The following is a 19,434-nucleotide window of genomic DNA, read 5'->3' as shown; positions in this document are numbered from 1 at the left end:
CGCGAACGAAGACCACAGTTCCTGTCTCGCGACATCAGGAAGACTCCGGTAGCGTCGTAGCCATCGCGAAAATCGACCGATCAAGCGGTCGCCGACACGGTGCTTAGGCCAAAGGTCTCAGCCGCCCAGCGTCTTTTCATCGGAGCTCGACATGTGTCGTGCCGTAGCCGGGGAGCGCCTGATGTCGTTGATAGTCATCGTTGGGGCTGGACTTGGAGGCCTCACACTGGCCCGCACTCTGCACGTCCACGGCGTCGCCACTACCGTTTACGACGCTGAAGAATCTGACGCCGCGCGTGTTCAGGGCGGCCTGCTCGACATCCACCCACACACTGGACAGGCGGCGCTGCGCGACGCGGTGTTGTTCGAAGACTTCCAGGCCCTCATCCGTCCAGGTCACGACGCCAAACGTATCGCCGGACGCGACGGCACCATCTTGTTCGATTGGCCGGGAAGCAGCCTCGGCACCCGCCCTGAGGTGGACCGCGGCGATCTTCGCCGCATGTTGATTGCCTCGCTGCCTATAGGCACCATCCGCTGGGGACGGAAGGTGAGCAGGGTGACCACCGCTCCGGGGCAGCGCCCTCAGGTGAACTTCGCCGACGGCTCATCGACTGCAGCCGACCTCGTCGTGGGTGCTGACGGCGCGTGGTCGAAAGTGCGCCGGAGCGTCTCCGGCGTCGATCCGGTCTACACGGGCACCTGCTTCATCGAGATTGGTTCTGCCCATGGACAGTTGCTGTCTCGTGAAGGCGCAGCGCTTATCGGTCGCGGCACGCTCATGGCGCTAGCGCCCGGTCAGGGCATTCTCGCTCACCACAACACCAACAACACGCTCAGCGGCTACGTCGCCATCATCGCACCACTCAACCTCGTTGAATCTGTCGACATCGGCGGCCCAGCGACCATGCGAGCATTTATCGGGCAGCGCTTCGAGGATTGGACGCCTGCACTCTCCTCATTGGTGTCCGACAACATCCAGGATCCAGTGCTGCGTCCCATCTATGCGCTACCCACGACGCATCGCTGGAAGCGGCTGCCGGGCGTGACGCTGATCGGCGACGCCGCGCATCTGATGTCACCGTTCGCCGGCGAGGGCGCCAACCTCGCGATGTTCGACGGCGCAGCGCTGGCCGCACAGATGATCGCGTGCCGCGGCCACATTGAGGAAGCGTTGTCGGCGTATGAGGACGCGCTTTTCCCGCGCGCCGCTGAGGCGGCCCGACGCAGCGCAAGCAATCTGGAACAGTTTTTCGGACCTGACACGCCCGACAGTGCGGTACGCCTGTTCGCCGGCCTTCTCACTTGAACCAGGCCTGATCGTGGCCCTGGCGGGCGGAGACCGACGGCCACCTGGCCGGCCTCTCTGGTTAGGAAATCGGATGCGTGTCAACGCTTATGCCGCCTTCGCACTAGGTGCCGCGCAGACTGCACTACCGGACTGAAGGCCGCGATGTACACGCGATGACCGACCCGGACGCACCCTCGACAATCGGGCACCGGCCCCGCCGTCGGGCGGAGGCCGGCGCCGCAGTGGCGTGGAGTCAGACGGACAGCAGGCGGTCGAAGAATTCCCGGTACCGCTTCAGCGCGATCCGCAGATCTTCGGTCGATGCCTCCTGGCCGCGGGCCCATTGCCCCTCGAGACGTGAACGGGCATGGGCGAAACTGGACGTCAGTTGGTCGACGACATCGGAGACCAGGCCGTCGGCCTTTTGCACGCATTCCTTCGGGTCGTCGACGAAGCTGGCCTGGACGCTGTCCCACCGGGCGCGAAGTCCCACCCTCTCATCGTCGCCGAAGAGTTCCTCCCCCGTCGCCGACGAGCTTCCGCCCGCCGCGTCGGTGGTGGCCGTACTCGATGACACGCCCTGGACGGCTGACGGATCGGTAGCCCGTCCCTGCTGCGAGAGGTGGTCGCCGGTCGGCCCGGTCGTCGGGTCGTTCGCCGAACGGCTCATACGCTCGTCCGTCGGCTGGGCGAGACGCTCCCCACTCGGTGGGGCCACCGTCTCAGTCAACGGCGGCTCCGACGGGGAACGAGCGCCAAGGCCCGCTGACCGATCGGCGTAGCCGGAGTTCTGGTCGTACCCCGGTGCGGCGCCCTGATCGGTGGGATAGTCCTGCCGGTCGGCGGGATGCTGTGCCGTCGCCGCGTCGAGATCCCTCCGCGTGGGGTCGTAATCGGTGTGCTGATCGTGGGCGGTCATGCGCGTGCCTCCTGTGAATTGTCCTTCTCCGATTCGAGCAACTTCGTAAACAGTGCGCGGTAGTGCACGAATGCCTGACGCTGCTGCTCGGTGCCGACGTCCCCCTTCTGCTGCGCGAGGTGGATGTCGTGTGCTGCGCGATAATCCGCGACCACCGTGGGGTGGTCGACCGAGATGTCGGCGGCCCGGCGGTCGAAGTCGTCCACCGGATAGCCACGCTCCCGCATCACCTCCGTGACGAGCAGATCGGCTTCCCCCACCGCGCTCGACGGATGATCGACGAACGCGGTCTGTACGGCCCTCCACCGGTTGGCGAAGCCGTCCAGCGCCGCGGGGCTCAGGGGCCGGATGTCGAGCTTGTCCCGCTTGCGCTCCCGCGCGATGAGCTCCTTCTCGGCAGCCCTCTCGTCGCCGGCCTCGGACACCGTACGGTCGTACTCGGGACCGAAGCGCTGCTTGAGCCGGTCGGAGTCGCGTCGACCCCGAGTGGCGATAAACGCCACCGCCGCGATCACGATCACGACGGCGATTGCGACCAGTATCCATATCCAATTGGGCATTTCGATGTACCTCCTATGCTGAGCAGGGCGTACCCCGCGGCTTTTCAACACAAACGTCAATACTTCTGGATTGAGTCCAGACTATTCTGAAACTGTTGTCGCACAACATAATACGGCCGGGTGAGTGTGGGCCGCGCCGAAGCGCGTCGTGCATTACTCGGCAAGTGATCATGGCGGTGCCCTCGCGAGGTCCGGCATCGCTGAGATGGGTTCTCGGCGCCCTTCCCTGTCGACCCGGTGCTCTCGGCGCGCACTCAGTGGACCACCGTCGGGGGGTAGCGCACTACACCCCTAGGGAGGGGTTTGAGCGCCCGTGTGCGGGCACCCGCACCCGACGTTGGCTGAACGAACGGGTGCGAACAGGACGCCCGGTTACCACCGCCCGCTCCCCTGGCCCGACCGACAGATTCAGGCCATGCGATTCTGGCGATATTGCGCACGCCGGCAACGGATTTGGATTGTCTGGCTCAGTCGCGCCTCGCAGGCCGCACTGTTAGCGCATGCAGCGCGGAGCGCCGGAGTAGGCTGCTCAGGATTCCACCGGGAACTGACCGCGCCATCCCGGTCGCGCTCACGCGGCTCGACCCGGTGAACATTTTCGGCCGCTGATATTCGCGAATGTCCTGCATTCAGCTGACTTTTCCCACAGCGGTGCACCGCGGCCCCGCCCGCACACGTAACTGCCTGGTTCCCTGAGGAAACGAACCAGGCGCCCTGCTCCCCGACCCTGAGTTCCACATCGGCCCTCTCATGTCGAGGCGGCGCCCGCGCCGGCGGTCAGACGTCGGTAGTGACGTACCGGGTCTTGACCGGGGGTGCGGCCAGTAGCGGCGGCAGGTCGACGATCTTGCCCTCGCCGGCGCGGAAGGCACGATATGCCTCGTCGTCGGCGACGCTCTCCCAGACTTCGTAGATGACCCAGTGCGCCTCGTCGTCCTCGTCGACAAGCACCTCGACCGTCAACGCTCCCTGGAACGATCGTGTCTTCTGCAGTTCGCGCACGAACACGTCGCGGGCATCGGCGAGGGATTCGGGCTTGAACCTCAGCTCGAGTAAAACGGTGACGGACATTGGTGGTCTCCTGTCGTGTTGCTGTGCCCTTCAACTGTGTCAGACGAGTAGGTGGACGGTGACGTCACCAGTCTTGTCAAGCCTCGGCCCGTTCCAATTCGGCTATCCCGTGGCGGCGACGCCCAGAGGTGACGTTTCTCTTAGCTCGCCCACGACGCCAACAGGGCCAGATTGTCGGCGGACGCCGATCCTGCGGGTGCGGTATAGATGTTCAAATGCAGGCCGGGGTCGGTCGGCAGATCCATGGACTCGAAGTTCAGATCGAGCCGGCCCACCACCGGATGGTTCACCTGCTTGCTCCCATATCCATGCACCCGCACGTCCTGTGACGCCCAATTCTTCCGGAATAGCTCGCTGTGCGTTGCCAATTCGCCAACCAAGGCGATGAGCTCATCGTCGTGGGGATGAATGCCCAGCTCCATGCGCAGCACCGCCGCGGTGTTTCGCGCTACCTGGTCGTAGTCGACGAAGAACTTCTCGGCCGCGCCGGCGTCCAAGTACACGAACCGCGCGGTGTTGGCGGGCCGTCGGGAGTCTGCCAGCACCGGGGCATACAGTGCGCGACCGAGGTGATTCATGGCGAGCACGTCGTGGCGACCGTTGCGGATCAACGCCGGCGCTCCGGTGATGGCGTCGAGCATCTCTTGCAGCGCCCGGCGTACCGTCGTCGGAGGTGTGCAGCGCCGTCGGCCGGCGGATGCTCCGGATTGCCGCGCCAGATGCACCAAGTGATCACGCTCCGCGTCGTCGAGCTGCAACGCCGTGGCGAGTGCGTCGAGCACGGCCTCGGAGGTGCCGGCGAGGCTGCCGCGCTCAATCCGTACGTAATACTCGACCGACACCCCGGCAAGGAGGGCAACCTCCTCGCGCCGCAGACCCTCGACGCGACGTTTCCCGCCGTAGGAGGGAAGGCCGGCCATCTCTGGCGCGATGCGGGCGCGACGTGACCTCAGAAACTCTCGGATCTCGGTGCGCAGATCAAGCGTGGAGTCCATCCCCTCACCGTAGGCCTGCACCGCACGGGAAGGGAGGTACCGCCAGTACCCCCGGGGGTCACGCCGTCGTGGCGATCCCGCCGTCGACGGGGATGATGGTCCCGGTCAGGTAAGCCCCGGCCCGGCTGGCGAGGAAGACCGCGACCCCCGCCATGTCGTCGTCGCGGCCGATCCGCAGTAGCGGAGCCGACGCTGCGATCGCTTCACCGAATTCGTCGAGGGTGGCGGCCATCATCGTCGACGGGAACGGTCCCGGTGCCACCGCGTTCACCGTGATGTGCTGCGGACCGAGTTCCTTGGCGAGCACCCGGGTGAGTTGGTGTTGTGCAGCCTTGCTGCTGGAGTACGAGTAGTTGGGACGCTGGGGGATGTGGATGGCGGCAATGCTGCCGATGTTGATGACCCGCGCTGGATCGTCGACGGTCCCCGAGTTGCGTAGGGCCGGCAGCAGCGCTTGCACCAGCCAGAACGGCGACTTCAGGTTGAGGTCGATGACGGTGTCCCAGGCCGCGTCGGGAAACGTCTCCAAGGGCTCGTCCCACATGGCACCTGCATTGTTGACGAGGATGTCGAGGCACTCGGAGTCGGCCGTGACGAGGTCCGCGAGGCGTTCGCATTCCGCGTGCCGGGACAAATCGGCGGGGACCGCCCAGACGTCGCCGTATCGGGAGAGCTGTTCCTGCGCCTGAGCGCATGCGTCTGCGTTGCGCGAGCTGATCGCCACGCGGGCCCCGGCCTGCGCAAGCCCCCGCGCGATCATCATCCCGATGCCCCTCGTGCCACCGGTGACGAGGGCGCGCTTGCCGTTCAAATCGAAAAGTTCTGTGTGCGTCGCCAATTGGGTTACTACCACGTGTCGCCTTTCTCGCGCTCCGGTTCACCGCTTCCCTCTCAACGCTAAACAGCACGCCAGGCACCGAGGAGATCCTGAGAGGAGGGGTACCACGAGGGTCCCCCTCCCTGATGCGTGCGCCCGAGGATCCCTCGATGAATCGGTCTGCCGTCAGGCGATCGGGCGCAGTGCGTCGAGCGCCTGCCGGTGGAGGCCGGCGGCGTCGCCCAATGCGGCCTGGATCGTCCGGTAGTACTGCGTCCCGACCCCCCGATTGCGCTTGAGTAGTTGCGGGTTCTGCGCCAGCGTCGCCGCCTGCACATGGTCGCCTGTGATGCCGTGCTTGCGGTACGCCTCGAGGAACCGGGTGATGAACCGGGTGATCGCGGAGTTCGGATCCTGACGTTCGGCGACAGTGCCGAAGCTGGCCTTCTCCTGGAACAACCCGATGACCTCGTCAGCGGCGGTCCCCCGACCGCCATAGGCCTGCACCCCGCCCGACACCGCCGGACGGAAGCTGGACTCGATCTTGGCGGTAGCGATGACGGTCGTGATCTGGTCGTCGGTCAACCCCGCGTACCGGCCGTGGCTGACGATGGCCTTCACGATGTCGTGGGCGTCGGATTCCTTGGTCACCACGACCACCGGCGGGCGGACCGCGACCACCGGTGCTGCGGCCACGACAGTCGGCTTCTCCGGCGCAGCGGCTTGGGGTGCCACCTCCGCGGCGTCGGCTGAGCCGTGCTCCACGGCGATCTCCGCATGCCGGTGCGTCGGCGCCAAAAGCACAGACACGCCGCCGAGACCAGCGGCCACGAGGAGGGCCGTGACAAGTGCTGTCGAGTGCTTGCGGCGACGGAACATCGTCGTGGGGCGGCCGGTTCTCGGCATGGTCCTGCTCACTTCTCTACGCGTTGAACATGCGGGGCCGGGTCGGACACGGCCCCTCCCCTCGGTGGCGAGCGAAGGCAGCGGGCAACTGCCGACATTTGGGCAGCCGCGAGCGCGGCGCAGCCAGACCGAGAGGTTTGCTGTATGCGTCAGGGCGGGAACGACCGCACGTCGACCCGGCGCTGACATATTGTGCGTGTGGCAAGCGACTCATCTATTGCCACACTGTGATTTCGGCCATCAGACTGGCCATAACCCGAGTTATCAAGGTTGCCAGCACTGTATGCGATCGGCCGAGATTGGCCAAATCCGAAGATCTGGGCCCCGGCAGGCTCCCCGCAGTGGACCGGGGCTATACCCCCCAAAAATTTGCTGGTGAATTGCATGCAGGCTCCGACGGGACAACGGTTTCCCTGTTGACACGTTCGGGACGGTGCTGCACTCGAATACGCTGCGTCAACCAAACTAGGCCGAATAGCCCTGTTGCCCAACGGGTCTCGCTTCCCGCGCAAGATCCGGCAATGCCCTGTCGCCCGCTCGACTTCATCTCGCGTTCCCGCGTTACCCGGCATGCGACACCCACCCCGGTACGTAAAGAAATCAGCGGTTTTCCCTACTCAATCGGGAGGTCATCCCCCGCGACACTCGAATTTTTGAGGGGCATCCTGTGGTCTATGCCCCGTGTTTTGGTAGCCACATTGTCAGCGAAACCCGTTTCAAGCGAAAGGGCTGTACCGAATTGGACAATGCAACGGCAGAGCAGGCTGATATGAGGACGAGCATACAACCCCTGCAGGAATTTTCGACAAGACGCCGCAATTTTATGATCGGCGCCGCCGCATTCGGCGTTGGTGCCGGATTATCGGCATGTGCCGCCGGCGCCAACGAGTCAACGCGAGAGCCTTCACATGTTTCCGCGCGGGACCAGGACCTACCCTTCATCGCCACGGAAGAGACCTATACCACCGATGAGCTGATTGCCCTGAACGCGATTAACGATGATCATACCGAGTACCTCAAGGAAATTGGCCTTGCCGAACTCGGGCCCAGCCGCATCGCCGCAATGGATGAGGCGAGAATAAATGTTCAAGTTCTTTCAGCACATACACCGGGCGTGCAGAATCTCGTCGGTCAAGAGGGCAACGATTTTGCGTATCGTCTCAACAAGATGATCGCCAGCGGCCCGATGGCCACCCATCCGGGACGCTACCAGGCCTATGCGACCCTGCCTCTGCAGGACCCTGAGGCCTCTGCGGACGAACTGGAACGCGCTGTCCGCGAAGACGGCTTCGTAGGCGCCATGACGAATGGGTTCGTTGGTAACAAATTTCTTGACCACCGGGATTTCGAGCCCGTTCTGGCACGTGCCGAGGCACTTGAGGTTCCGATATACCTACACCCGGGCTTTCCGCCGAAGCAGGTCTTCGATATCTACTACGGTATCGAGCGCCCAGGATACAACGATCAGTATCAGGATTACATTTTCAGTGGCTCAGGATATGGTTGGCACCAAGAGGTGCTGACCCAAAGCCTGCGATTGATCCTGACCGGTGTCTTCGACAGATTCCCTGGACTGCAGATGATCGTCGGTCACATGGGCGAGGGTCTTCCGTTCTACTACGAGCGGATCGTGGAGGATTTGGGAGATTCGACCGAACGTTCTCTGAATAAGCCTATCGACAGGTACTTCGATGACAACTTCTGGTTCACAACCAGCGCATTCTTTCAAGATGAATTGCTCGAGCTCTTGCTGAAGTACATCAGTGTGGACCGGGTGATGTTTGCGACCGACTATCCGTTTGCGAATATGAAGGAAGGAACCGACTGGTTTCGGTCTGTAGATCTGCCTCGTGAGACCAAGGAGAAAATCGCCTTCCGAAACGCAGAAAAGTTGTTTGCGATCAACGTGTGACGCGCCGACGCGGCATGGCGGACAGTTGGACGCCCAGTTGATCATCTCGGAGACCTCTCCGGACGTGGAGATCTTCACCTCCACTCCCCGCACCGGGGTGTGGCGCCTCCACGAGGAGGGCGGGGTTTCGTTCGCCCGGCCAGGCAACGACTGGGCGACCCTGCTCGATGAGTCCGAAGCCTTCTACATGCGCGTCGCCGCGCCCGGTGAGATCCGTTGCGCCGGAGCGCAACTCGGCGTCCTTGTGACCCGTGGGCATCTACAGACCGAGGATTATCAGCTCACCGAGCGGTGCAGGCGCTGGATTTTCGGCCTGAAAGCACAGTTCAGGTCGATACCGCTGGTATCGACCAACCCGATGGTGTCGCGACTCGTCGCACGAGCATGACCGGCGCCCCGGCGAGTATCTCGCTGGCCAACTGGCTGACGCAACCCTATGCGCACTGGTCGTTGCAGCACGTCGATGACTTCGTACCCACCGCGGTGATCCCGCGCGGCACCGGGGATATTGCCCGGCTGGTCCTCGTGGAGGTGCCGCTCGCCGACATCCGCCTCACCGACAGCGCCGGTGCGCCGGTGACAGTCGGAGAGGTGCTGGCCCGCACCACCACCGACGGATGGGCCCTCGCCCAGCATGGAGCGCTGCTCACCGAGGAGTACTTCGACGGCTTCGCCCCGCACACCCGGCACCTGCTGTTCTCGGTGAGCAAGTCGCTGATCGGTGCGGTCACCGGCGCCCTGCACGGCGCGGGCGTGATCGACGTGGACGCCCCCGTCACGGCTTACGTTTCCGCCCTGAACGATTGCGGATACTCCGGGGCGACGGTGCGGCACCTGCTGGACATGAAGTCGGGGATCGCGTTCAGCGACGACTACATGCATCCCACCGCGGAGGTGCACCTGCTCGACCAGGCAGTCGGATGGGCGCCCAGAACGAGTCCGGATGTGCCGGCGACGCTCTACGACTTTCTCCTCACCCTTCAGCAGAAATCGCCACACGGCGGTCCCTTCGAATACCGCTCGTGTGAGACCGACGTGCTCGGCTGGATCTGCGAGGCCGCCACCGGGCAGCCGATGCCGCAACTGATGTCCGAGCTGTTGTGGAGCCGCATCGGCGCCGAATGCGACGCCTCCCTGGCCGTCGACGCCGCCGGTACCGGGTTCTTCGACGGGGGTGTCAGCGCGTGCCTGACCGACCTCATCCGGTTCGGTTCGCTGTTCCTCCGCGAGGGCGTCTCGCTGACCGGTGAGCAGGTGATTCCGGCCGCGTGGATCACCGACACTCTGCTAGGCGGTCCCGACTCGAGGCAGGCGTTCGACGCCGGGCCCGGCACCGATGACCTGCCGGGCGGGATGTACCGCAATCAGGTGTGGTTTCCCTACCCCGGTGACACCGTCGCCCTGTGTCAGGGCATGCGCGGGCAGATGATCTACATCAACCGGGCCGCCGACATGATCGCCGTCAAGGTGTCGACCCAGGACGACGCCGGCGTCCCGCGGATGTTCGCCGACACGCTATGCGCGTTCGACGCGGTGGCCGCTGAATTGGGACCGAGCCCTGGGGGCTGCGCTATGCGGTGACGCCCCGGGCGGCCGCGTCGAATTCGCAGAACATCTTGGTGAAGAACTCAGGCTGCTCCTCGGCTACCCAATGGCCGCAGTCCGGGACAAGCTGATCCGTCACCCGATCAGCTACCTCCTCACACATCGCCCGGAAGTTGTGCGCGAGTGGGCCGGATGCACCTCCGGAAGCCAACACCGGGATGGTGAGCTTGCCGTGTTCCCCCAGCGCGGTGCGGTTGTCGGCGGCGTCGCGGTCGAGTTCCCGGTAGATCTCACACATCGCGCGCATGGCTCCTGGCGCTTCGTACGCGCGGGCGTACACGTCAAGGTCATCATTGGAGATCGCATCCGGCTGGTAGGCCAGTTCGTCGAAGAACCGGCTGATGTACCAACGTTCACGTCCGTGCGTGAGGTACACCGCGATGTCCGGGTTGGCGTGAAAGGCGAACTGCCACGCCGACTTCTGAGTCACTCGCCACTCGTAGTAGGCCGTGCCCGGCAGCGGAGCCTCCATGAAGGTGGCGCTCACGACATCCTCGCGGAACCGCAGCGCGAAACTCAGAGCCAGCATCGACCCCAGGTCGTGGCCGACGAGCGAGATGGGCTCCGCCACGCTCAGGGTCTCGCGCACCAGGCTGTGAATGTCACCGGCCATCGTCCACTTGTCGTATCCGTCACGAGGTTTGTCAGATGCGCCGGCGCCGCGGTAGTCCGGCATGATCACCCGATATCCGGCGGCGGCCAGTGGCATCATGACCTTGCGCCACTCGTAGCGGGTCTGGGGGGCCCCGTGGAGCAGCACGACCGTCTTGGTGGGCTGCGGTGGAGTGGCCACCGTATAGCCGATACGAACCGTCTGCTGCGGGTCAACCCAGGCCCGACCATGGTGGACATCGACATCGCGTGCTGAGGTCATGTTGTGTCCCTGTCTGTGTGCATGCCGGTCCGCGGCCAGTATCCCCTGCCGCGGCCTGATCACATGGTCAGCGTCACCAGAGTGGACACTAGGGCGTGGCCCTTTCCGCGACAGTGTTCAAAGTCGAACTCGGCGTCTCCGACGTCGACCACGGTTACTACGCCGATCACGCACTGACCGTGGCTCGTCACCCCAGTGAGACAGATGAGCGGATGGTGGTGCGGTTGCTGGCTTTTGGGTTGCGCGCCCACCGGCTCGGCGAAGTCGACGGTGAGTTGGCGTTCGGGGCAGGCCTTTCCACCCCCGGCGTACCGGACTTGAGGCTCTCGGACTACACGGAGCGGATCCTGGAGTGGATCGTCGTCGGCCAGCCCGACGAACGGGTCTTGGGCAAGGCGGCCAGTAAGGCCGACCAGGTGCTGCTGTTCCCCTTCGCCGCCGGCGTGGCCACCTGGTGGCGCACCGTGGGGCCCAAAGTGTCGGGCGTGCCCAATCTGTCTGTCGTGCAGATTCCGCACGCGCCGGTGCAACAACTGGCCCAGAGTGTCGATCGCCGAGTCTCGGCGCAGGTCATGGTGATGGAAGGTCAGGTGACGATGACCGTGGGTGGCATCGACGCCACCTTTACGCCCGAGCCGTTGCAGTAGACCTCGAAGCCCGAGCTATTCGGCTCCACGGCAATGGCCTCCGGGGCGGATCGTGGGGCATCATATGGGCCTGGACGTGCACGTGGGATGACTTCTGACACAGGGGGGCCCGCTTGGCAGCGAACGACGAGCTGATCGGACGCCGCGACGAATGCGCGGTCGTCGACGGCATCGTCGACGCGTTGCGCGCCGGAGAGAGCCGGGCATTGGTGCTGCGCGGCGAACCCGGCATCGGCAAGACTGCGCTGCTGGACCATCTCGCGCGGGCCGCCGACGGGTTCCAGGTGGTGCGTACGGCCGGTGTGCAAGCCGAGATGGAATTGGCCTTCGCCGGCGTGCACCAGCTGTGTCAGCCGTTCCTGGACCACCTCGGGAGATTGCCGGCGCCGCAACGCGACGCCCTCGGCACTGCACTCGGGATCGCCGAAGGCCCGGTGCCGGACCGCTTCCTGGTCGGCCTGGCGGTGTTGAACCTATTCTCGAACGTCGCCGCCGAACGACCGCTGATCTGTCTCGTCGACGACGAGCAGTGGCTCGACCGGGCCTCGGCGCAGGTGCTGGCTTTCGTGGCCCGGCGGTTGGGTGCGGAATCGGTGGCGGTGGTGTTCGCAGCCCGGGAACCGACCGACGCGGTGTCCGGACTGCCGACGCTGGTCATCCGCGGCCTGCACGCTCCTGACGCGCGGGCACTGCTCGAGGCGGCGCTGATCGGTCCACTCGACGTGCGGGTGCGCGACAGGATCGTCGCCGAAACCAGGGGTAACCCGCTGGCGCTGCTGGAACTGCCCCGGCAGATGACCGCCGAGGACCTTGCCGGCGGATTCGGATTCTTTGGGGCCGCGGGGATTTCGACGGGTGTGGAGCCCGCGTTCGGGGCACGCATCGCCGGCTTGCCGCGACCGTCCCGGCTGCTGTTGCTACTCGCCGCGGCCGAGCCGACCGGCGATGCCGCCCTGGTCTGGCGGGCCGCCGAACTCCTCGAGATCGCCGCCGAGTCGGCGGTGCCCGCGGTCGAGGCCGACCTGGCCGGATTCGGCACCTGGGTGCGATTCCGGCACCCCCTGGTGCGCTCGGCGGCCTACCGGGCAGGCACTGCACAGGACCGCCGGCGGGTGCATCGAGCACTGGCCGAAGCGACCGACCCCGAACATGATTCCGACCGTCGCGCTTGGCATCTGGCGCATGCGGCGACGGGGCCTGACGAGGATGTCGCCGTCGCGCTCGAACAATCGGCTGACCGCGCGCACCGCCGCGGCGGGGTGAGCGCGGCGGCGGCCTTCCTGGAGCGGGCGGCGGCAGTGACCGCCGACCGGGACAAACGCGCGGAACGGGTGCTGGCCGCGGCGGAGGCCAAGGCCGAGGCCGGGGCGTTCGACGCCGCGGTCGATCTGTTGGCGCTGGCCCGCTCCGAACATCTCAGCGACCTGCAGTGGGCACGGGCAGATCTGCTGCAGGCACGGATCGCTTTCGTCTCCCAGCGCGGCAGTGACGCTCCCCCGCTGTTACTGAAGGCCGCCGAGGGGCTGCGGGCGATCGACACCGACCTGTGCCGCACCACCTACATCGAGGCCTTCACCGCGGCGATGTTCGCGGGCCGATTGTCCGTCGGCGCCGACGCCGAGGAGATCGCGCGATCCGCGGCGGACGCGCCACGTCTCCCGGGCGCGCCGCAGTTACGAGATCTGCTGCTGGACTGGCTGGTCGAGTTCTTCACGCACGGTCACGCCGCGGCCCTACCGGCCCTGAACCGGGCATTGGACGCTGCCGAAGGGGATGTCCCAGAGTGGGAAGGACGCCGGTGCGCCTGGCTGGCCACCGTCGCTGCGCTCCGGGCCTGGGATGACCGGCGCTGGCATGAGATGTCCAGCGGCTACGTCGATTATGTGCGGGTCGCGGGCATCCTGAGCGATATCCCGCTGGCGCTGAACACCCATGCTTTCATGACCATGTTCACCGGCGAGTTATCCGCTGCCGCAGCGTTGGTCGAGGAACTGGCGACGGCCCAGCACGCCGTCAAGAGCACCATCGCGCCCTACGCCGCGCTCGGCCTCGCGGCGCTGCGCGGAGCCCGCGACACCGCCCTGGCATTGAGCTCGCGCACCATCTCGGAGGTCACCGCTCGAGGCGAGGGCAACGGCATCTCGGTGGCGATGTGGGCAACAGCGCTGCTGCACAACGGTTTCGGTGACTTCCAGGCCGCACTCGACGCAGCGCGTCAAGCCATCGAGTATCCGGCAGGGCTGAGCTCAGCCAACTGGGCCTTCACCGAACTGGTCGAGGCGGCAGCTCGGTTGGGTCTGCAGGACGAGGCCGAATCCGCATTGCGTCGATTCAGCGAGATCAGCCGGTCGAGCGGGACGGACTGGGCGCTGGGCTCCGAGGCGCGGGTGCGGGCGTTACTTGCCGACGATGCTGCGGCCGAACGCTTGTACGTCGAGGCCATCGATCGGCTCGGCCGCACCCGGATCCGTACCGAACTGGCCCGCGCGCACTTGGTGTACGGCGAATGGCTGCGGCGGCAGCGCCGGCGCGGCGAGGCCCGCACCGAGTTACAGACCGCGCATGACATGTTCATCGCGATGGGGATGCAGGCCTTCGCTGAGCGTGCCGGACGTGAACTGCGGGCCACCGGTTACGGTGTCGCGGCCGATGAACCCTCCGCCGTCGGAGGCGCGGCGCTGACCGCACAGGAGGAACAAGTGGCCCGGCTGGCCCGCGACGGGCTGTCCAACCCGGAGATCGGCGCCCGGCTTTTCATCAGTGCCCGCACGGTCCAGTACCACCTGCGCAAGGTGTTCACCAAGCTCGGGATCAGCTCCCGCAGCCAACTTCCCCAAGTGCTGACGTAACCGGGGCAGACATCTCAGGCGGCCGGAAAGTCGACCGGGTACGGTTCGCCGAAGTCCGCCGACCGGCCCACCGCGGCCCACCTGCGGTCCTCGCCGAGCAGAAACTCGTCCTGGCGGATGGATCCCTCCACGGCGTTCACCCCGAGGGGCAGGTGATACGGGATGTCGGTGTGCCGGGCCAGACGCACCAGAATCTCGGCGGCCCGGACCGGATCCCCGGCGGTGACGGCCGCGCTGCGCCGGACCTCCGACATCGCCCCGACGGTGTCGGTGTAGACGTCGGGGATGTCCTCGACGGCCATCGAGGAGCCGGCCCAGTCGGTGGCGAAGCCGCTGGGTTCCACGACGAGCACCTTGATGCCGAACGGCTCGGTCTCGGCCTGCAGCACCCGGGAAAACCCGTCGATGGCGAACTTGGCGGCCTGATACGAGGCGATACCCGGCGAGCCGCCGACACGTCCGCCCATCGAGGAGAACTGGATGACCAGCCCCCCACCCTGGCCCCGCAGCACCGGAATCGCTGCTCGCGAGACGTGGTAGACGCCCCAGAAGTTGGTTTCGAATTGGGCGCGGAAGTTCTCCTCAGCGCCGGTTTCGATCGGTGCGACATCGGCGTAGCCGGCATTGTTGACCACCACGTCGATCCGGCCGAACCGCTCCGCGGCAGCCGCGACGGCCCGGTCGACGGCAGCACGGTCGGTGACGTCGAGGGGCAGCGCCACAAACCGGTCCGGGTGTTCGCGTCCCAGATCGGCGACCTGCTCGGGGCGACGTGCGGTCGCTGCGACCAGGTCGCCGGCGGCCAGGGCGGCCTGGACCAGGGCGCGTCCGAAGCCACGAGAGGATCCGGTGATGAACCAAACCTTGTTGGCGAGTGCCATGAGGGATCTCCTGTCAGTCGAAGGTGAGGACGAGGCGTCCGCGGATGCCGCCGGCTTCGAGGGCTCGATGCGCCTCGGCGGCCTGGTGCGCCGGATACGTGCGGGCCACTCGCAGCGTGAGTGACCCGTCCTCGGCGAGCTTGCGCAGTTCGTCGAGTTTGTCGTGGGCGTGGGTGTATTCCGGTACGAACACCTCCCGGACGGTGATGTGATGGTCGGCGCCCAGCGCAGCGGGGTCGGGCAGTTCCCAGCCGCGGACGGCGGCGATCTGGCCGCCGGCGCGCAGGGCCGGGACCACCTCGCGGCCCTGTAGCGCCGCATCTACTACCGCGGCGACGCCGCCCGGCCACCATCGGCGGATGCGCTCCCCCACTCCCGGACCGCGCGCCACGATTTGATCGGCGCCGAGCGCGGCGACAAGCGCCTCGTCGGACTCTGCAGCGTCGGCGATCACCCGCAACCCGTCCGCCTTGGCCAACTGGATGGCGTATCCGCCGACCGCGCCGGCGGCGCCGGTGACCGCCACCGTTTCCCCTGGCTCCAGCGCCAGTACGTCGAGCGCAAGCCGGGCGGTGAGTCCGTTCATCGGTAGCGTCGCGGCCTCGGAGTGCGTGCTGCCCGCCGGGGCGCGGGTGACCTGATCGGTGTCCACGACCAGATACTCGGCGTAGGCGCCCCCAGTGGAGTCGATCGGCATGACGACGGTCATCACCCGGTCCCCGACCGCGAGATCGGTTGCGGCGCCGGGTTCGATCTCGTCGACGACGCCGGCCGCCTCCATACCCGGTCGGTACGGCGGGTACAGCGGGCCGGCGCGCAACACCTCGTCGAGGTCGCCGATGCGCAGCAGGGTGTCACCGGGGTTCACCGTCGCGGCGTGCACCCGGACCCGGATCTTCCCCGGCCCGGTGTCTGGACGGGGCACCTCGACGAGTTCCAGCACCTCGGGGCCGCCATAGCGGGTGACGCCGACGGCCCGCATCATCGCGGGCACAGTCCCGGCCCGCTGCGGCCGGGACGATCGACGGATGGCGCCGTCATGTTGACTCCTCGGCGGTCGCATGGCTGATCGAAGCTTCAACCGATGGTCACGCGGTGCCGGTGTGTCCCGCATCCGCCAGTGCACAGTGCAGGTGCGCAGTCTGCCGCCGGCTCAGCGTCGGACGAATCCGCGCCCGTCGTAGGCTCACGCCATGCGCACTGTGACACTGGCGGCCAGCACCGCGCCGGCGCTGACGGTGGGGCTGGCGGTCTACGCGGCGTTGATCCTCGGCATCCTCGCGGTGGCCGTCGACGGTGCCCGTCGGCGCCGGCGTCGCCAGGCGATCGCCGCCGCGGTGATCGTCGGGGTGTTGACGCTGGGCGGGCTGGTCGTCGCGATCATCAGCAGCGTCGCATAACCCCGGGTCACCCGAGCCGCCGCGTGCTCCACCGCGACAGATCCGCCTCCAGGACCGCCGAATCACGTTCGGGGAACACTTCATCGGTGATCTCCAACTGCCGGATGCGGTCGAGCTGGAATCCGCGGATGCCTTCGCGCAGCCGGCACCACCCGACGAACAACCAGGCGGCACCTCCGCGCAGCAGTCCCATCGCCTCTACGTCACGGATGGTGTGGGTCGCACCGTCTTTGGCGGTATAGCTCAACCGGACGACCCGGCGCGCGGCGATCGCCTCCGGAATCAGGGCGACCGCTGCCTCGGTCGGCGGCTGGGCGTCGATGACGAACATCGACGCCAACGCCTCGTCTATCGGCGCGAGCTGATCCTCGCGGCTGATTGCGAGGATCTTCGCCCGCGCCCGGCGTGCCGCGGCACCGTACGGTGAGGTCTCCACCAAGCCAAGCCCGGCAAGCACCGCCAGTGACTCCGGCACCGTGAGATTCAGCGGCGGCAACGAGTGCTCCCGCAGAATCGAGTATCCGCCCGACACCCCGTGGTCGGCATAGATCGGAACCCCCGCAAGCTGCAGCGACTGGATATCGCGCTCAATCGTGCGCTTGGAAACGTCGAACTCCTCGGAGAGCCGCGCAGCCGACAACGGCCGGCGCGACCCCCGCAGCAGATCCACCAGCGCGTACAGCCGCTCGGCTCTCCTCACGAGCTCAAGTCTCCCGGTCTCAAGTCAGGTGCGCGCGCGTTCCGTTCACCGACCACACCTCGCGGATCATCCCGTCCTCTGTGAAGTCGAAGACATCGATCCCACCCGCAACGACGTCCCCGGCTTGCATGTTCCACAGCATCCGCCCGTGCGCACCGTCCACCGCCCGCGCCACCTCGGTGAAGACCACACCCGGATGTCGCTCGCGCCACCGATCCAGAAACCGAACGAAACTCTGCGCGCCCAGCACATCGTCGCCAGGGTTCGATCCGTCGGAATCGGGGATCAAGAAGTGAATCCGGAAATCCTCACTGCAGATCCGACGTGCGATCGCACTGTCGCTGTTCCACATCTCCAACCACACCGCCAGCCCCGCATCCGCAGCAGCCGTGTCTGTCTCCACCGTGTTCAGGTTCTCAGTCATGACCTCAGCGTCGGCCACCGCCACGACAACGGTATGTCGGTGTTTTCCCTCCGCTTCCAGATGCGACCCGTTTCATCTGGCGATACGGTGACTCTCGGCAAGAAACCCTGCGTCGAAAAGAGAGTCATGACGAGCACGCTCGATCCCGACACCAGCACCGCGCCGCTCTACGCAGACACCTTGGCGCAGGCATTGCCCGACGACGCGAAAATCGCCGCCGTTCGCGCCGAACTGGAAGCCGCCGGGGTCAAGTACGTGCTGTCGTGCTGGATCGACCTGTTCGGCGTCCCGAAGACCAAGCCCGTGCCGATGAGCGACTTCGAAGCGCTCTGCAAGGGCAAGGGCCCGCAGTTCGCCGTGCACTCGGTGTCCTTCGTGCCGGAACTGAGCGCGGCCGACTCCGATCAGATCCCGGTGCCCGACCTCGACGCGGTCTATATCTGCCCCTGGGATACCAGCACCGCGATCATCTTCGCCGACCTGTTCTGGGAAGACAAGCCCTACAACGTCTGCCCCCGACAAGCACTCAAACGCGCCATTCATGAAGCGGCGCAACAGGGTTACATCGGCTACGCCGGAATCGAACCTGAGTTCATCGTCATGCGCTATGACGAGAACGGCAGGCCCGTCAAGGCTTTCGACACCGATCCCCAGCAGGTCGGTGGTCTGCGTCCGCGTCGGCAGGCCTACGGATACGACGTCGAACACTCCCTGGACGCGATGCCGTTCCTCAAAGACATGATGGACATGCTCGAGGAACTGGGCTGGAACCTGCACGACGTGGTGGCCGAGGGCGCCTACTCCCAGTTCGAACTCGACTTCCACTACACGAACCTGCTCCAGATGGCCGACCGTCTCGTCTTCCTGCGTCTGGCGCTCAAAGAGGTTGCCAAACGGCACGGCATGTTCGTCACGTTCATGCCGAAACCCACGACGGGTGACTGGCGTTCAGGTGCGCACATCAACTTCTCGTTGCGCTCCGTGGATGCCCCCGACGAGAACCTGTTCGAAAGCCCCGGCGGCGGCTGGAGCGACGAGTCCCGCTACGCCGTCGGCGGCCTGCTCGCCCACTCCGAGGCGCTGACCGCCATCACCTGCCCAACGGTCAACTCCTACAACGGGCTTGTACCCCGAGTGGGTGGCCTCGAAGGTGGAACGTTCACCTGGGCGCCCACCAACATCACCTACGGCCACAACAACCGAGCCGCCCAGTTCCGCCTGCCGCAGAGCCGCTACTGCATCGAGAACCGCGCCGCCGACATGTGCATGAACGTCTACCTGGCCCTGGCCTGTACGCTCGCGGCCGGCGTCGAGGGCATCGTCACCGGCACCGACCCCGGCGAGCCCACCGATCGCGACCTGTACTCGATGACGGCGGAAGAGGGTGAGGCCTTGGGCATCCGCCGGCTCCCCCGGAACCTGCTCGACGCCGTGACCCATCTCCAGAAGGATGAGCTGATCGCAGGCGTCCTGGGACAGACGATGCTCAAGTCCTACGTCGACTACAAGCTCGACGAGTGGGAGCGCTATCACCAGACCGTCACCGACTGGGAGGTCGAAGAGTATCTACGCCTCTACTGACC

Annotated in this window: 18 protein-coding genes and 1 pseudogene; 8 read left to right on the top strand and 11 right to left on the bottom strand. The window is 66.1% G+C overall.

Going from position 1 to position 19,434, the window contains the following annotated elements; all coding sequences use genetic code 11:
• Positions 1-181 precede the first annotated feature (181 nt).
• Complete coding sequence (locus NTM_RS21190) at positions 182-1,309, top strand: FAD-dependent oxidoreductase (protein WP_083143653.1); 1,128 nt, start codon at positions 182-184, stop codon at positions 1,307-1,309.
• Between the two features lie 235 nt (positions 1,310-1,544).
• Here NTM_RS21190 and NTM_RS29065 read toward each other — a convergent pair whose 3' ends face one another.
• The 6 genes from NTM_RS29065 to NTM_RS21160 form a co-directional block, all read right to left on the bottom strand.
• Entirely contained in the window at positions 1,545-2,021 is a 477-nt protein-coding gene (locus NTM_RS29065) for a hypothetical protein (RefSeq protein WP_420872573.1), read from the bottom strand.
• A gap of 185 nt (positions 2,022-2,206) precedes the next feature.
• A complete protein-coding gene (locus NTM_RS21180; protein ID WP_083143652.1) occupies positions 2,207-2,770 on the bottom strand; it encodes a hypothetical protein in 564 nt (187 codons plus the stop codon).
• A 777-nt stretch (positions 2,771-3,547) separates the two neighbouring features.
• On the bottom strand, positions 3,548-3,841 hold the full coding sequence (locus NTM_RS21175; RefSeq protein WP_083143651.1) for a putative quinol monooxygenase: 294 nt from the start codon (positions 3,839-3,841) through the stop codon (positions 3,548-3,550).
• 140 nt (positions 3,842-3,981) lie between these two features.
• Positions 3,982-4,836: a helix-turn-helix transcriptional regulator gene (locus tag NTM_RS21170; RefSeq protein ID WP_163767592.1), complete on the bottom strand. Its 855-nt coding sequence runs from the start codon at positions 4,834-4,836 to the stop codon at positions 3,982-3,984.
• 58 nt (positions 4,837-4,894) lie between these two features.
• Positions 4,895-5,689: an SDR family oxidoreductase gene (locus tag NTM_RS21165; RefSeq protein ID WP_163767589.1), complete on the bottom strand. Its 795-nt coding sequence runs from the start codon at positions 5,687-5,689 to the stop codon at positions 4,895-4,897.
• Positions 5,690-5,839: 150 nt separating this feature from the next.
• Entirely contained in the window at positions 5,840-6,463 is a 624-nt protein-coding gene (locus tag NTM_RS21160; RefSeq protein ID WP_232079796.1) for a hypothetical protein, read from the bottom strand.
• Positions 6,464-7,226: 763 nt separating this feature from the next.
• On the opposite strand from NTM_RS21160, the gene NTM_RS21155 reads away from it, so the two are divergent.
• From NTM_RS21155 to NTM_RS21145, 3 genes and pseudogenes are all read left to right on the top strand, one after another.
• Positions 7,227-8,471: an amidohydrolase family protein gene (locus NTM_RS21155; protein WP_197746365.1), complete on the top strand. Its 1,245-nt coding sequence runs from the start codon at positions 7,227-7,229 to the stop codon at positions 8,469-8,471.
• 34 nt (positions 8,472-8,505) lie between these two features.
• A pseudogene (locus NTM_RS21150) lies at positions 8,506-8,859 on the top strand (biotin carboxylase); the annotation flags it as partial.
• A complete protein-coding gene (locus tag NTM_RS21145) occupies positions 8,856-10,052 on the top strand; it encodes a serine hydrolase domain-containing protein (RefSeq protein WP_163767583.1) in 1,197 nt (398 codons plus the stop codon). The pseudogene NTM_RS21150 and the gene NTM_RS21145, both read left to right, overlap by 4 nt.
• Here the strand turns inward: NTM_RS21145 and NTM_RS21140 are convergent.
• A complete protein-coding gene (locus NTM_RS21140; RefSeq protein WP_163767580.1) occupies positions 10,042-11,013 on the bottom strand; it encodes an alpha/beta fold hydrolase in 972 nt (323 codons plus the stop codon). The two genes, NTM_RS21145 and NTM_RS21140, sit on opposite strands and share 11 nt — an antisense overlap.
• Before the next feature lie 32 nt (positions 11,014-11,045).
• Between NTM_RS21140 and NTM_RS21135 the strand changes: the two genes are divergently transcribed.
• Both NTM_RS21135 and NTM_RS21130 read left to right on the top strand, forming a co-directional pair.
• The gene (locus tag NTM_RS21135) at positions 11,046-11,597 is read left to right on the top strand and encodes a YaeQ family protein (RefSeq protein WP_083143645.1); all 552 of its coding nucleotides are present in this window, start codon (positions 11,046-11,048) and stop codon (positions 11,595-11,597) included.
• Positions 11,598-11,710: 113 nt separating this feature from the next.
• A complete protein-coding gene (locus NTM_RS21130; protein ID WP_197746364.1) occupies positions 11,711-14,446 on the top strand; it encodes an ATP-binding protein in 2,736 nt (911 codons plus the stop codon).
• A gap of 14 nt (positions 14,447-14,460) precedes the next feature.
• Here NTM_RS21130 and NTM_RS21125 read toward each other — a convergent pair whose 3' ends face one another.
• Together NTM_RS21125 and NTM_RS21120 are read right to left on the bottom strand one after the other, a co-directional pair.
• On the bottom strand, positions 14,461-15,327 hold the full coding sequence (locus NTM_RS21125) for an SDR family NAD(P)-dependent oxidoreductase (RefSeq protein ID WP_083143643.1): 867 nt from the start codon (positions 15,325-15,327) through the stop codon (positions 14,461-14,463).
• 13 nt (positions 15,328-15,340) lie between these two features.
• A complete protein-coding gene (locus tag NTM_RS21120; RefSeq protein WP_083143752.1) occupies positions 15,341-16,309 on the bottom strand; it encodes an NADP-dependent oxidoreductase in 969 nt (322 codons plus the stop codon).
• Between the two features lie 211 nt (positions 16,310-16,520).
• Between NTM_RS21120 and NTM_RS21115 the strand changes: the two genes are divergently transcribed.
• Positions 16,521-16,727 carry a hypothetical protein gene (locus NTM_RS21115; protein ID WP_083143642.1) on the top strand — a complete coding sequence of 69 codons (207 nt, stop codon included), beginning with the start codon at positions 16,521-16,523 and terminating at the stop codon, positions 16,725-16,727.
• Positions 16,728-16,734: 7 nt separating this feature from the next.
• Here NTM_RS21115 and NTM_RS21110 read toward each other — a convergent pair whose 3' ends face one another.
• Together NTM_RS21110 and NTM_RS21105 are read right to left on the bottom strand one after the other, a co-directional pair.
• Positions 16,735-17,427: a helix-turn-helix transcriptional regulator gene (locus NTM_RS21110; RefSeq protein WP_083143641.1), complete on the bottom strand. Its 693-nt coding sequence runs from the start codon at positions 17,425-17,427 to the stop codon at positions 16,735-16,737.
• A gap of 19 nt (positions 17,428-17,446) precedes the next feature.
• Positions 17,447-17,851 carry a nuclear transport factor 2 family protein gene (locus NTM_RS21105; RefSeq protein WP_083143751.1) on the bottom strand — a complete coding sequence of 135 codons (405 nt, stop codon included), beginning with the start codon at positions 17,849-17,851 and terminating at the stop codon, positions 17,447-17,449.
• Positions 17,852-17,977: 126 nt separating this feature from the next.
• Here NTM_RS21105 and NTM_RS21100 point away from each other — a divergent pair, with 126 nt between their 5' ends.
• The gene (locus tag NTM_RS21100) at positions 17,978-19,432 is read left to right on the top strand and encodes a glutamine synthetase family protein (protein WP_163767576.1); all 1,455 of its coding nucleotides are present in this window, start codon (positions 17,978-17,980) and stop codon (positions 19,430-19,432) included.
• Positions 19,433-19,434: the final 2 nt, after the last annotated feature.

Source organism: Mycolicibacterium parafortuitum (assembly GCF_010725485.1).
Classification (GTDB): Bacteria; Actinomycetota; Actinomycetes; order Mycobacteriales; family Mycobacteriaceae; genus Mycobacterium.
This window is presented reverse-complemented; position numbering and strand designations above follow the sequence as displayed.